The following is a 14,760-nucleotide window of genomic DNA, read 5'->3' on the forward strand; positions in this document are numbered from 1 at the left end:
TGGCGATCCCTATACGTGGAAGAAGGGTTGAAATCGTATGATTTACATCAAAGACTTAAAGAGCGGACTGGATATATTCAAAGCGCTTAGCTCTGAAATCCGGATCCAGATCCTTGAGCTGCTGGCTACCAACCAGAGCCTTAACCTGAATGAAATCGCCAATAGACTGAACTTAAGCAACGGTGCGATTACAATGCATATTAAGAAGCTGGAGGACAGCGGCCTTATCGAAATTCAAACGACCGGGGGGAAGCATGGCATTCAGAAGATTTGTTATCTGAACAAAGACAAGCTAATGGTCGACCTTCGGAGCAAGGATGCGGAGAATTTATACGAGGTTGAGATCAAGGTAGGCCATTACAGCGACTACCAGGCTGTGCCAACATGCGGTCTCGCGACCAAGGACAGCATCATCGGCGACTTTGACGATCCCCGCTATTTCGCCGATCCTGACCGGATCGATGCCGAAATTATTTGGCTCACCGAGGGATATTTGGAGTATCGGATCCCGAATTATTTGAAGTCCAACCAGTCCTTCCGGGAAATCCAGTTCTCGCTGGAACTTGGCTCCGAAGCTCCCGGCTATTGCGATAACTACCCGTCCGACATTTACTTTTATATCAACGGGATCGAGATCGGCAGCTGGACCAGCCCAGGCGATTTCGGTGACACACGCGGCAATTTCAACCCGGATTGGTGGCCGCCTCAGCTGAACCAATACGGGATGCTCAAGCTGATCCGGATCAACAAAAAAGGCAGCTTTATTGATGGCTGCCGCATCTCCGATGTCACGCTGGACCAGATCCAGCTGGATTATAAGAGTGAGCTTACCTTTCGCGTCGCGGTCACGGAGAAGTCTGTGAACAAGCGCGGGCTCACAATCTATGGCAAACACTTCGGCAACTACAGCCAGGACCTGCTGGCCCGTGTGCTTTATGATGTAAGAGAGGGTTAGAGCTGTATTCATGCATATCCGTATGTTAAAAAGGGCTATCCCTAAGCCGTTATAAGCTGGCTTTGGGGGTAGCCCTTCATGCGTATTTGAGATCACTCTTTCTATACCAACAGTCTGGCGCTATGACCGCCAGCCCGCGGTAGACTCGCGGACAATTAGCTCCGTCTGCAGCACGATCCTCTGCTTATCCGACGGTTTCTCTTCCAGCTCTCTCACCAACAGATTGACGGCCATGGCGCCAAGCTGTTCCATCGGCTGCGCTACCGAGGTCAAAGGCGGATCCGTTACCGCTGCCAGTATCGTGTTGTCGAAACTTACGATCGACAATTGTTCAGGCACCCTTACACCCGCCTCTCTAGCCGCCTGCAGCGCCCCTACAGCAAGCAGATCATTGCAGCAGAACAACGCCGTAGGACGATTCTCATCGGCAAGGAGCAAGGCGGTGTGGTGTTCCTTCTGCCGTCTTCAATCGAAAACTTGCATATTCGGATGTGGTCATTATGCAAGGGAATGCCCGCTTCCTCCAGCGCCTGCCGATATCCTTGAACCCGCTCCCGGCTGCTAATGATCGTCATGCTCTCCGACAGCACAGCACACCGGCGATGTCCAAGTCCCAGCAGATGCGAAGCCGCCGCCCTCCCGCCTTGATAATCATCGGCTACAACTGTATGGACGGGGACAGACGACCATTCGCGGCCAATGGCAACTACCGGCATCGAGCCGCTCAGTTCAGCTGCCATATCCACCCTTTCGATGCCTGTTCCCATAATGATCCCGTCTACACTTTTTTGCTTCAGTAAACCGATATACCGCTCGACCCGATCATCCTTATTGTCAGTACTGCAAATAATGACGCTATAACCTAGCTGATGGGCCCGGTCCTCCACCGCCCTTGCCACCTCGGCGAAGAAAGGATTGGAAATGTCCGGTATAAGCAGCCCGAACGTATAGGTATGCTTTCCGGTCAAGGCTGATGCGATGACGCTGGGCTGATATTGAAGACGATCCATAATCTCGATAATTTCCCTGCGCCGTTCTTCACTGATTTTTCCTTTGCCATTTATAACTTTAGAAACTGTCGCTATGGACACCCCAGCTTCTCTGGCAACATCATAGATCGTTGCTTTCATCCTGATCCGCCTCTTTCCATCTTTATCCTTCTATTATGATCAGGAAACGACCCATCGTAAAGAACTTCGCCGGTATGACAGATCAGAATGCTATCCTGACCCGGGCACCCAGCCCCTTGAGCGAAACCGCCTGCCATCGCTTATTTAAGCAGCCACTCGTGATGGGGATCATTGTAGAACTTCCAAGTTCTGCGCGGCCCTGCCATCACATTCAAATAGTAGACCTCATAGCCGGCAGGCGCCGCTACAGGATGATAGCCCTTGGGCACGAGCACTGCCTGGCCGTTTCTTACGCACAAGGTTTCATCCAATGATCCGTCATCCGTATATACGCGTTGAACGGCAAAGCCCTGCTCGGGCTGGATACGATAATAATAGGTCTCCTCGAGCAGCGATTCCTCCGGCAGCGCATCCCGGTCATGCTTATGCGGCGGATAGCTGGACCAATGGCCGCCCGGTGTAAACACCTCGACCACCAGCAGGCTGTGCGCAGGCTCGGATTCCGGCAGAATATTGTGAACAAGCCGTGCCATATTGCCGCTGCCCCGATGTTCAACCCCCACATGCCCCGGCTCGATGAGCCTGGCTTCATATTCGCCGCCCCCCGGAGCGGTGCAGACCGCGAGGTCCACGTCCGTCTCGGCCACCACCTCATAGCGGTCTTCGCTTGGGACGTAAACGGAATAGGGCGGCGTTTTCTCGAACACACTCATTCTTTGGCCGATCCCGGTCCAGCGTTTCTCCGCCGTCCTGACATCGCCTTTTCCACTAAGAAAAACCAGACATGCCTCCAAGCGGCCTGTTTCCCGCGTCAAAGCTTCGCCCTTCTTCAACTTGACCATTTCATAACCGACGTAGCTCCATCCCGCCGATTCCGGCGTTACCCGCAGCACAACGCCCTCCTGATTCGGCTGCGATGCTTCAGGAACAATCAGTTTGGATTGCATCCGTATCCGCTCCTTTACTGATTCCCCCGGTACCCAGGGATTCCTCGATGCATCTGAATACCGGGTGATCTATTGAATTATCGATTTTAATCATATAGCCTGCCACTACTCGGCAGCTATGGACAGCTTCACCGGCACCGGCCTGCCCAGACGGAGAGACTCCGCCGCAGCACAGGCCATCAGCTCTGCTTGCATGCCATCCTCGCCGTTAACCGGAACCTGCCGCCCTTCCGCAAGGCAGGCAATAAATTGCCGGGCTTCATCCGCATAGGCTTCATTGTATCGTTCCAGAAAAAAATGCAGCGGATTGTCGCGGCGAACGCCGTCCTCCGTATGAATCTCGGCCGTATTCGGATAGTCGTTGTTTACCCCGACAGCTCCGCCCGATCCGAATACTTCAACGCGCTGATCGTAGCCGTACACTGCCTTTCGACTGTTGTCGATAATGCCTATCGCACCGCTTGCGAACTGAATCGTCACGACGGCCGTATCCACGTCCCCGCACTGTTCGAACACGGGATCAACCAGCACGCTGCCGACCGCGCTGATCGTAACCGCCTCCTCTCCGCTTACATAACGGGCCATGTCAAAGTCATGAATCATCATGTCCATGAAAATCCCGCCGGAAGAACGAATATAGCTTTCCCCGGGTGGACTAGGATCGCGAGATGTGATCTTCACGATATGCGGCTGCCCTATTTCGCCGCTGGACACAATCTCCTTGATCCGTTTGAAATTATGGTCAAATCGTCGATTGAATCCGACCTGCAGCTGTACCCCTGCGGCCTTGACCGCTTCCAGCGCCTCCGCCGTCTGCGAAACCTCCATGCTGATTGGCTTCTCGCAGAAGATATGCTTGCCAGCAGCCGCCGCCAGCTTAATGAATGGCACATGCGTATCCGTTGGCGAGCAGATGAACACGGCCTGGATCGCCGGATCGTCCATCCATTCAGCTGCATCCTTCGTTACGGTCCGGATCCCCCGCTCCGCTGCCCACTGCCGCAGCGCTTCGTCAGCGAACGGATCGCTTACGGCGACCACCTCTGCATTTCCTTGACGCTGTAAATTCTCAATGTGTATTTTACCGATCCGTCCGGCACCGATGATGCCGACCTTTATTGTTCCCATAGGCTTAACGTCCCCTTGTCTCCCGAATTCGTCAGTTGTATGTCAGAAGGAATGTTCCCGTTGCTCCCGGGCCACCCTTCGCACATCCTTCCTCCTACCAACGCGCCGTAACCATTTTCTTGCGGGTATAGAACTCAACGCCATCCGGACCGTTCGCGTGCAGGTCACCGTAGAACGAATTTTTCCAGCCCGAAAACGGGAAAAAGGCCATCGGCGCCGGAACCCCCAGATTAATGCCCAGCATGCCTGCATCGATCGTTTCCCGGAACTTCCGGACATGGCTGCCGTTTTTCGTAAACAAGCAAGCACCGTTCGCAAATTCGGACTTGTTCGCGATCGCGATCGCCTCGTCCAGCGTATCCGCCCGGATTATCGAAAGCACCGGAGCAAAAATCTCGTCCTGCCAAATTTTCATGTCGGAAGATACCTGATCGAAAATCGTGGGTCCGACAAAATAGCCTGTGCCGTCCGTGGCTGCATCCTTGCGTCCGTCGCGAACCAGCAGAGCGCCCTCTTTCTCGCCGATTTCGATGTATTGTAGTGTTCGTTCTTTATGCGCGTCCCGAATAACGGGACCCAGAAACACCCCTTTATCCAGGCCATTGCCGATCACGATTGCATCTGCCGCTTCCTTCAGCTTGGTCACCAGCGGATCCGCCGCTTCGCCGACAGCCACCACAACCGCGCAAGCCATGCAGCGTTCCCCGGCCGAGCCAAAGGCCGCGCTAATAATCTGTTTCACCGCAGCATCGAGATCGGCGTCCGGCATGACGATGGAATGGTTCTTCGCGCCTGCCAGCGCTTGAACCCGCTTGCCATGAGCCGCGCCGGTCTTGTAGACATACTCGGCGACCGGCTGGGAACCCACAAAGGAAATGGCCCGCACATCCGGATGCTCCAGCAGGCCGTTAACCACTTCGTGCGCACCGTGTACAACGGACAGGACGCCTGGGGGCAGGCCGGCCTCCATAAACAATTCGGCCAAGCGATTGGCCAAGAGAGGGGTCCGCTCGGACGGCTTCAGCACGAACGTATTGCCGCAGGCGATCGCCAGCGGAAACATCCAGCATGGCACCATCATCGGGAAGTTAAACGGCGTAATGCCGCCGACAACGCCGATCGGGTAGCGGTACATTCCCGATTCCAGATTGGTGGCGATATCGGGAAGCTGTCTGCCCATCATCAGCGTGGGGGCACCGGCTGCAAATTCCACGCATTCAATGCCGCGCTGAACCTCACCGTAAGCTTCCTCGTAGCTCTTGCCATTCTCGGTCGTGACAATGCGCGCAAGCTCCTCCCAATGCTCCACAAGCAGCTGCTGATACTTGAACAGAATGCGCGCCCGGCGCGGCACCGCCGTCTGACTCCAGGTACTGAACGCGTCCTTCGCCGCGGCTACCGCAGCATCCAGCTCTTCTCTTGTCGATAAAGGCACATAACCGAGAACTTCCTCTGTTGCCGGATTAACAACCGGCAGTGTGTGTGTTGAAACTGAGGTCGTCCACTGTCCGCCAATCAAGTTTTTGATCTTCGTTGCTTCTGTTGCCATGGTACACGCTCCCCTACGATTATTAGCTCTTGGACTTGTTTATTCATCTGCCTGGCTGGATTCTATAAATTCATCAATTTGCCGGGCTGTCGGCATCGCATCCGAGCAGCTGTGGCTGGACACGACGATCGCCGCCGCCGCGCTGCCGTAAGTCATGCTGCGTTCGATCGGCCAGCCCTTCATCAAGCCGTATAACAGCCCCGCGGCATACGAATCCCCAGCTCCAAACGTCTTGATTACCTGCGCCTTAAAGCTTCGCGCGCGGTGGCTTGATCCGTCCTTGGTGTAGGCAATCGAGCCTTCCTTTCCATGCTTGATCACAACGATTTCAGCCCGATAATCGAACCATTTGGAGGCCGTCACCCGGTCGCTTTTGTCCGGATTCGATTCGAAACGCTCCATCATATCAAATTCCTCGCGCGTACCGATCACAATATGGCAGTACTCTGCGGCTAAATTGTAGTAAACCGCTGTCTCTTCATCAGAGCTCCAGGTGTACGGCCGATAGTCCAGATCGAAAGCAACGACAACCCCATGCCTTCGCGCATATTGAAGCGCCTGGAACACCGCCTCCCGTGACGGGCTCTTCGCCAGCGCCGTGCCGGAGATGAGCAGCAACTTCGCCTCGGCGATCCGCTCCTCCTGCACCTCGCCCGGCGTCAGCAGCAGATCGGCGGCATTGTCGCGATACATGAGGATGCTGCAGTCTGTCGGACTTTTGATCTCTGTAAAAGCGAGTCCGGTGACAGCGCCGGAATGATCGGTTACCACATTGCGGGTATCGATGCTGTTCTGTTGTAAATATCGCGTAATAAACCGCCCCATCTGATCATTTGACACTTTGCCAATAAAACCGGTGCTCATCCCTAGACGCGACATTCCGATGCAGATGTTAGCCGGCGAGCCGCCGACATACTTGGTGAAAGTGACCGTATCCTCCATCGGCCGATTGATCTCATTGGCGTTCAGATCAATGCACAGCCGCCCGATCGCAACAAAATCAACCGGCTTGCTGAAATCAAATGCCAGTGTGCTCATCGTGACCATCTACTCCTCTCCTTCCCTGCTGGCCGGAAGCCATGCCTTTAAATATTCAAGGGATCGCCGCGCATACTCGTACGGGGGATGGAGCGCCGGATCCTGCTCTCCCTCCAGCATCGCCCAGCCATCATATTCGCGCTGGACGAGCAGCGCCATAATCGGGGCAAAATCAATGCAGCCATCGCCCGGTACCGTAAAGACCCCCTTGCGGATGCAGGTCACAAAATCGGCACCCTCCCGGCGGGCCTCCTCCAAAACTGCGTCCCTCACATCCTTCAAGTGGATATAAGCGATCCGGTCGTAGTGCTTTTGCAGCAGATTCAGCGGATCGGCACCGCCATAATAAGCGTGGCCTGTATCATACAAGAGGTGCACCAGCGAAGGATCCGTAAGCGCCATTAAACGGTCGATTTCTTCCGGACTTTCCACCACAGTCCCGCCATGATGATGGTAAGCCAGCTTCATCCCGTATTCCGCGGCGATGCGCCCAGCAGCATTCAGTCCCTCCGCCAAAGCCTCCCAGCCGGCTTCATCAAGCCGGATTACTTCCTTCTCATTCGGCGTCCGGCGCGGGTCGAAATGAAGCGAGCCGCCTACCTCCGCCGTGCTGATGACCGTGCTCCCCATTTCATGTAAAAAAGCAGCATGCAGCCGATACGCCTCTAACTCGCTTTGGTGATACGCCGGATCGGAGAACAGCACCGACTTCCACTGAGAAACCAGACGTATCCCCCGGCTTACCAGCGTTTGCTTGAGTACATCCGTCTCCTTCGGGAATTTGCGGCCCATTTCCGTTCCCGTCAGCCCCAGTCTTTGAATATCATCGATAATCTCTTCATAGGTGGTGTTATCCCCATGCTCGCGGACGTCCTCGCCGACCCAGTTAATCGGATGAATGCCCAGCTTCATCTTTAAGCCTCTTCGCATCTCCCGCCAGCCTCCTCATATTTGAAAATGACGACTTCGTGGTGTGAAATCACAAAACAGCATGAGCTCCTTCAGGCTTCCACTTGCGCTTATTGCAGCAGCTCTATGGACAAGCACATCCTTATCTAGGCCTCGCTTGCTCAATTCGCTTTTGCATTTCCCGGTGCGCAGCAAGCACTTTCTCGCTGGACGATGCCCCCGGCACGCCAACCCTCCACCACGATTCATAATCCCCGGTATTGGTGCCAGGCACCACCTTGATGTCAATCAGCGTGGATATCGCCTCACGCTTCGCCTTGACCAGTGCCTCCTGAAGCTCCTCCGCGTTTGTTGCCGTATAAGCTTTGGCTCCCATGCTCCGCGCATGAGCGGCATAGTCGATGGGCATATATTCGCCTGTCAGATTGCCTCCGGGCACACGTCGGCGAAACTCATTGCCGAACCCGTCGCTTCCGTGGCTGCGCTGCAAATTGTGAATGCACTGAAAGCCGTGGTTGTCAAACAGCAGGACGGTGATTTTCGTTCCTTCCTGGAGGCTGGTCACCAGCTCCGAGTGCAGCATCAAGTAACTTCCATCTCCCAAGACGGCGTATACCTCGCGGTCCGGCTCGGCGAGGCTCGCACCAAACGCTCCGCTGACCTCATAACCCATACAGGAAAAACCATATTCCGCGTGATAGGTGCCCGGCTGCGCGGCCCGCCACAAGCGGTGCATATCCCCGGGGAGGCTTCCCGCCGCGAACACCACCACATCCTTCTCCGTCAGGCTGCGGTTAATGATGCCAAGCGCACGGGTTTGCGAAAGTCCCTCAGCACATTCGATTTCATACAACCGGTCAACCTCCCCATCCCACGCTGCTTTCAGATCAGCCAGCTCCTCAGCGGCATACCCGCTTTGATAGGCTCGTTCAGATAGAGCCTCTCGGAGCGCCTCAAGCCCTTCCCTCGCATCCGCCGCAATCGATACGCCGTCCAGCTTCACCGCATCCATGCCGTTCACATTGATGTTCACGAACACGGCGTTGTCTCCAAAGGCAGACTTGGAGGAAGTCGTAAAGTCGGAGTACCGGGTCCCCACGCCAATGATAACGTCCGCTTCTCGTGCTAATCGGTTGGCTGCAGCTGTTCCCGTCACCCCGATCCCGCCCATGCTGAGCGGATGCTTCCAGGAAATGGCGCTCTTGCCTGCCTGGGTCTCAGCGATCGGAATCCCGAATGCTTCCGCGAAAGCCATAAGCTCGGAAGCGGCTTCGCTGTAGTGGACGCCGCCGCCTGCAATGATCAGCGGCCTGCGTTTGCCGGCGATCTGTTCGCTGGCGCGCTGGATCGCTTCCCGTGCAGGAGGCCTGCGGTCTATAACATGAATGCGCTTACGCAAGAATTCGGCCGGATAGTCGTACACCTCGGCCTGCACATCCTGAGGCAGCGCCAGGGTCACCGCACCGGTCTCGGCAGGGTCGGTCAACACCCGCATCGCCTGCAGCGCCGCACTCATCAGCTGCTCGGGACGGGTGATCCGGTCCCAGTACCGGCTAACTGGGCGGAAAGCATCCGCTGCCGATACCGTATAGTCCCCAGGCACCTCAAGCTGCTGCAGCACCGGATCGGGCTGGCGACAGGCAAAATTATCGCCAGGGAGCAAGAGCACCGGAATCCGGTTCACCGTGGCTGTCGCTGCCGCAGTGACCATATTCAGCGCGCCTGGGCCGATTGAGGTTGTACATGCATAAATTTGCCGGCGGCGCTTCTGTTTGGCGTAGGCCGCTGCAGCGTGCACCATGCCCTGTTCATTTTTGCCCTGGATGTAGCATAGCCCTGTCTGTTCCCGCTCGATCGCTTCACCGATTCCCGTCACATTGCCATGCCCGAAGATTCCCATGATTCCTCTGACGAATTTCGTTTCCACTCCGTCCAGCACGACATATTGGTTATCCAGAAAATGCAGAAGCGCCTGGGCCATCGTCAGCCGAACAGTCTTTGTCTTCATTGTGAACTCATCCCCTTACGATTATTGGGTTAAGCGCTTAACTCGCTGAAGAATCATACGGCCAGCTCCAGCCATATGATGAATATTTATATTCCTGAATCCGTGGAAAATATGTTGTCCCTGTCATCAAAAAAGCGACTGCGTCAAGAGCGTTCATCCGCTGATCGCATCAGCGCGGCTTTAAGCTGCATAATTTCAACGCCGGCCAGCATCACGATCCCGATACCGTGGTTATCATTCAGCACGGTCCGCAAATCATCCATATAGTAATAAGGTGAATAGGAGTACCTGGAGCCGCTGCATACACCGTGCACATTCCCCTGCAGGTCGATCGCATGCCTGGCAAGCCCCTCCCAGCCTTTCATAGCTGCTTCGGCGTAAGGGCCCGTTCGATCCAGCCATCCCATACGCACCCCTCGCGAAAAGGCATATACGAACATGGCAGTGCACGACGCCTCCAAGTAAGCGTCAGGACGGTTCAGAACTTGATGCCACAGCCCTGAGTCCGACTGCAGTGCTGCAATTCCTGCGCTCAGCTCCCGAAACATGGCGAGCAAATCTTCACGATCCTTATGATCCTCCGGCAGCCGCTCAAGCAGCTCGCTCAGCGAGAACAGTACCCAGCCGTTGCCGCGACCCCATGGAATGCGGGTGGGCTTCCCGTATTTGAAATCATAGACATGGGACATCACGCCTTGATCCTCCATCAACAAATAACGCCGGTACAGCAGAAACTGCCTCGCTGCTTCATTGATCGCCGCAGGATCGCCCGTCGCCTGGGAATAACGAATCAGGAACGGTCCGCTCATATACAGGTCATCAGCCCACATCGTGTTTGCGGAGTACTCTCCTTCGCACAAGCGATAGAACGCTCCATCCTCCCGCCGCTCCAGCTGTGTCAGCATAAAATCGGCGATGGTGTCCGCGATCTTCCGAAATTCGGGCTGGCCTCCTGAGAGATAAGCTTCCAGCATCGCTGATCCGAAGGAACCGCAATTGTCCAGCATCTTGATCAGCACCAGCTGATGGTTGATCGCCGGAAAGCCATACTCTTCTAGATCCCACAGCGAATATTCATACATCTGCGCGCAGCTTTCGATATGGGACAGCGCATATTTCTCCATATCCGGGCGATCCAATGCTTGTGCCGTTCGCAGCAGGCCATACATCGTAACGCCAAGCGGATAATCCCACCGTCCATAGTTGGTTGCCCCTCCGGTCGTCCATTTGTTACTCAACATGGCGTTCTCATAGTAGGGCCGAACACGCGTGGACGGCGCGTCAACAGTCCAATATACGAAGCCGTCAAGACCGGCGAAAGGGGACTGGATCGAGCGGATCTGAGCTGGCGTGTACGTCGCCTCAACGGGCAGCGGAGCCAGGTACAGCCACGGACTCGTATTCCCGTGAACCGTCACCGGTTGGGACAACGGTAAGGTGCGTCCCTGCGCAGCTGCCTGCAGCTCGAAGCCCCAGCCGTCGTGTGAAGATACTGCCCGGACCAATATCTGGTTCACGCCAGGTGTAACGTCGATCTCTGCCCGAAACGCGCCGCTCTCCGCAACACGGACCACCATCCGATCGTCCAGCCAGATTTGAGCAGGTCCATAGCTCCTGCCGCTCAGTTCAAGCTTCGCTGCCGAGGCCGGCACGCGGATGGAACTCCAGCCGTAACCGGCGGCGGTACGGTCCGGGCGGCCGTACATGCGCTCCAGGTTCGGCAGCGCCAGCTCGCGATACTGCCACTGGACAGCAGGCAGCCACTTCCGTCCACTATCCGCTTCCGATTTCCGCCAATCCGGAAATGCTTGACCGGCCTCACCGAAATCGGCAGACTTGACCGGCTCCGAATACACCCAGCCCGCGCTGCCCTTCCGGTCGGCGAATGGGGCGAGCACTTGCATGATCCGCACCTTCGCCTCATCGGCGCCAAACCGGCAGCCGAAGCCAGACGCCGTCTTTCTCGCTTCAATCAGCAGCGAGTTCCACCCATAACCGAAAGTCAAAGGCACCTTGATCCGCGCGTTCGGGTCAAGCTCGTCTACCACGGTCGAGCGATACTCCAGCTTCTCATTCACGAACAGCCGCACGGGGCCAAGCACTTCCATGACACCATCAATCGATCGCTCGCCCTCGCTCCAAACGAGGCCGAAGGCATACACATAGTCGCCTTCCTCCGCCTGCGGGAGCCTTTCGGAAAAATCCAGGTCATATAAGCCGTCCCTATTCTGCAATATCCCCGCTTTCGAAAAAGCCCGCAGGGCAAATGGGACCGGAGGGTTCGCCCCCATATAGCGTCCGGCCACGAGTTCCAGTATCCGTTCATCCTCATTCCCGAACCAATAACGGGCGCTTTCCCTCTCCTCTACGTACCCGATCATGCGTCTCTCTCCTCCCATCCTTCACGTGAATTAAAGGCATGCCCATTAACGAGATAGTCTTAATTCGAACGTCTGGTCATAAGGCGTAAGCACGTTCACAAGCAGTGTCCGGTAATCGGCCGGGTAACCGGCATTGTTGATGCCCATGGCCCAATGCTCATATGCGCCGCCTTCAAGTTCAATCCAATCCGCTCCTGCTGCCAAACGAACCGGCCCTTGCTTCCAAAAGTACGTTTCGCCCGCGATCTGCTCAAGATCTCCGCCAGCCAATACGCCTTCCTTGCCCAGGACAAATGAAATTTGTGTCAAAATCGGCTCCTCCCTTTGACAGCGGACTCGAATGCTCCAGCCTCGTTCGGTTTCCTCCAGCATGATTTCAACCTGATGCTGCTGTTCGTGGGTCACCTTCCGCAAATGATGCGGCAGCAAATACCAAGGGCTGACAAGCCCGCTTGCCGTTTCGGGCAGGTCCTCCTTAGAAACGGGGCCGTAATATCCTTTTTTCTCAAGCGCACTTAAACGAACACCCTGATCTAATGTCTCCAACCGGCTCGGCCTGACGAAGCCTGGACCGAAGGACGACGCAATCTGAACCCCCAGCAGCCGTACAGCGCCATGGCGCAGCGCGAAGAACGAGTTCGTCTCTGTCATGACGGTCGTGCTAGTCGCTCCGCGTCGATAGCGGGCAATCGGAGCGCCAAAGTCAGGATGAAGCTTGCTGTGATAAATCCGGCCATGATGCCCGGCGGCTTCCATCCCGCTCAGGTAGTGTTCCCGTGCGAATCCGCCGTTAAGAATTACGCCGTAGGAGTCAGGCAAGGCACTTGCCTCTACGGTGGACTCAAGCAGCTTCGGATAGCGCAGCAGCCCGAGCAGCGCATGATTGGGCAACCCGCCGGGATGCTTAAGCGACCGGCCCGCCAGCTCAGCAAGCGCCTCGAATAACGGATCCTGATCGCGGTGAGCCATCAGCTTGGCACAGAGGAAATATCCGCTCATATCGTGCGCATGCCCAAAATCCTGACGTCCGGAATAATCGGTGACCACTTCTCCGTCCGGGTGGACCAGATAGGCCATCATCCTAAGATTCCGGCGCACCGGCTCGAGCAGCTCGGGCCGCTCCAGCTGCTCCGCAGCATAATACAGCACAATATTGCTGACCGCGTTATAAATGCCGTTGCTTCGTTCTGTCCATTCCCCATCCTCCGTACAGTCCATTCCTTCCGCAATCCATTCTTCCGCCCTGGCCTTTAGCTCCTTCCGCCCTGTCAGCTTATACATAAATCCGAGCGCTGAGGATATCACCCATCGGTGATTGGGAGTATGGCATCCGCCCGTGAGCAGAACGGGAATCGTTCGCTCCAGAAACGTATAAATATCCGCCACCACCTTCTGTAGCCGCTCATATCGGTCAGCATGGCTGCTCAGCAGCGCATACACTTGGGCTAGCCCGCTTACAACGAAGGCCGTGTCCGGCGGGGAATGAAGATTGGTCCATGGCGGGGAAATCGAGCCGTCTTCATGCTGGGACCGGAGCATAAACTCCGCAGCCAGTTCCAAACGATGCACCAGCTCATCATCGTGATAAAATCGGGAATCCTTGTTCACGAGGGCACAGGCCCAGGTTGCCATATCTTTTGGTGTTCCGCCGTGACTCGGCCAGGCCAAGCCGTTTGCCGGATCAACGATGCCTCCGTGGAAGCGGCTTTCCTTATCAAGCACCTGATGCTCCATCGCCATCTGTGCGAATTCATCATTCGCTGCAACTAACTTGTCATATATCGCCACATATCTCCCCACACTTTCTTATAAATGTCACGGTAACGCTGGTCATGTCATCCCTTAATTGCGCCAATCATGACTCCGTTGACAAAATAACGCTGCAGCCACGGGTACACAAGCAGAATCGGAACCGTAGCAAACATGACGCTTGCCGCCTTTAATCCTTCGGGCACGAGCTTCGCGACAGCTCCCGCTCCTTCCGCCGCCAGCAGATCGGTAATCATGTTATTCTGGATCAGCTGATACAGCTTCAGCTGCAGCGGGTACAGCTCCGGACTGTTGATGTACATGAGCGTATCTTGAAATCCATTCCACCGTCCCACCGCATAGAACAGGCTGAGCGTGGCGATGACGGGGAGTGACAGCGGAAGGATAATGCCGATTAACGTTCGGAAATGACTGCTGCCGTCGATCTCCGCAGACTCCTCCAGACTCTCGGGAATATTATTAAAGAAGGTGATCAATATGATTAAATAGAACGGATTAATCAAACCGGGCAGCACGAGCGCCCAGATCGTATCAAGCAAATTCAGACTGCGGACCAGAATGTACTCCGGTATGATGCCGCCGCTGAAGAACATCGTGATGACCACGACGGTCATAAGCAGCTTGCGCCCCCTCAGCTTTCTCTTCGACAATGGATACCCGGCCGCGATGGTCATGATCATGCAGAGCACTGTGAATAAAGTGGTCAGCATCACCGTGAAGCCAAGGGAACGGATCATCGAAGAATCGGTAAAGACCTGCTTGTAGGATTCAAAATTAATCTCAACCGGAATCAGATTGACTTTTCCCGATAGAATAGGTCCTGGTGAGCTTAAGGAAACTGCTAATATATGAATAAATGGAGCCAGACACAGCAGTGTGGCGATCGTTAAAACTATAAAATTGACAGTATTGAACACGCGATTGGCTGTTTGCTCACTCACAGAC

General features: G+C 55.5%; 12 protein-coding genes. 1 reads left to right on the forward strand and 11 read right to left on the reverse strand.

Going from position 1 to position 14,760, the window contains the following annotated elements; all coding sequences use genetic code 11:
• Positions 1–37: 37 nt before the first annotated feature.
• Positions 38–955 (forward strand): ArsR/SmtB family transcription factor, encoded by a 918-nt coding sequence (locus tag MKX64_RS02390; RefSeq protein ID WP_341035275.1) that lies wholly within the window; start codon positions 38–40, stop codon positions 953–955.
• Positions 956–1,075: 120 nt separating this feature from the next.
• On the opposite strand, the gene MKX64_RS02395 is transcribed toward MKX64_RS02390, so the two are convergent.
• The 11 genes from MKX64_RS02395 to MKX64_RS02445 all read right to left on the reverse strand — a co-directional run bounded on the left by MKX64_RS02395 (position 1,076) and on the right by MKX64_RS02445 (position 14,756).
• A complete protein-coding gene (locus tag MKX64_RS02395; RefSeq protein WP_341035276.1) occupies positions 1,076–1,393 on the reverse strand; it encodes a LacI family DNA-binding transcriptional regulator in 318 nt (105 codons plus the stop codon).
• Positions 1,330–2,085: a LacI family DNA-binding transcriptional regulator gene (locus tag MKX64_RS02400; RefSeq protein ID WP_341035277.1), complete on the reverse strand. Its 756-nt coding sequence runs from the start codon at positions 2,083–2,085 to the stop codon at positions 1,330–1,332. The genes MKX64_RS02395 and MKX64_RS02400 overlap by 64 nt, the downstream gene beginning before the upstream one ends.
• A gap of 140 nt (positions 2,086–2,225) precedes the next feature.
• Complete coding sequence (gene iolB / locus MKX64_RS02405) at positions 2,226–3,032, reverse strand: 5-deoxy-glucuronate isomerase (protein ID WP_095263012.1); 807 nt, start codon at positions 3,030–3,032, stop codon at positions 2,226–2,228.
• A gap of 105 nt (positions 3,033–3,137) precedes the next feature.
• Positions 3,138–4,160 carry an inositol 2-dehydrogenase gene (iolG, locus tag MKX64_RS02410; RefSeq protein ID WP_095263011.1) on the reverse strand — a complete coding sequence of 341 codons (1,023 nt, stop codon included), beginning with the start codon at positions 4,158–4,160 and terminating at the stop codon, positions 3,138–3,140.
• A 94-nt stretch (positions 4,161–4,254) separates the two neighbouring features.
• Positions 4,255–5,709: a CoA-acylating methylmalonate-semialdehyde dehydrogenase gene (locus tag MKX64_RS02415; RefSeq protein ID WP_155617248.1), complete on the reverse strand. Its 1,455-nt coding sequence runs from the start codon at positions 5,707–5,709 to the stop codon at positions 4,255–4,257.
• A gap of 39 nt (positions 5,710–5,748) precedes the next feature.
• Complete coding sequence (gene iolC, locus MKX64_RS02420) at positions 5,749–6,747, reverse strand: 5-dehydro-2-deoxygluconokinase (protein WP_095397545.1); 999 nt, start codon at positions 6,745–6,747, stop codon at positions 5,749–5,751.
• A gap of 9 nt (positions 6,748–6,756) precedes the next feature.
• Positions 6,757–7,677, reverse strand: a complete 921-nt coding sequence (iolE, locus tag MKX64_RS02425; protein WP_230875539.1) for a myo-inosose-2 dehydratase — start codon at positions 7,675–7,677, stop codon at positions 6,757–6,759.
• Positions 7,678–7,798: 121 nt separating this feature from the next.
• Positions 7,799–9,664, reverse strand: a complete 1,866-nt coding sequence (gene iolD / locus MKX64_RS02430) for a 3D-(3,5/4)-trihydroxycyclohexane-1,2-dione acylhydrolase (decyclizing) (protein WP_095397400.1) — start codon at positions 9,662–9,664, stop codon at positions 7,799–7,801.
• Positions 9,665–9,807: 143 nt separating this feature from the next.
• Positions 9,808–12,045: a glycoside hydrolase family 88/105 protein gene (locus MKX64_RS02435; RefSeq protein ID WP_341035279.1), complete on the reverse strand. Its 2,238-nt coding sequence runs from the start codon at positions 12,043–12,045 to the stop codon at positions 9,808–9,810.
• Positions 12,046–12,090: 45 nt separating this feature from the next.
• Entirely contained in the window at positions 12,091–13,833 is a 1,743-nt protein-coding gene (locus MKX64_RS02440; RefSeq protein ID WP_341035280.1) for a hypothetical protein, read from the reverse strand.
• Between the two features lie 47 nt (positions 13,834–13,880).
• Entirely contained in the window at positions 13,881–14,756 is an 876-nt protein-coding gene (locus MKX64_RS02445; protein ID WP_095263007.1) for a carbohydrate ABC transporter permease, read from the reverse strand.
• Positions 14,757–14,760: the final 4 nt, after the last annotated feature.

The organism is Paenibacillus sp. FSL M8-0334, from assembly GCF_038000405.1.
GTDB lineage: Bacteria > Bacillota > Bacilli > Paenibacillales > Paenibacillaceae > Paenibacillus_AQ > Paenibacillus_AQ campinasensis.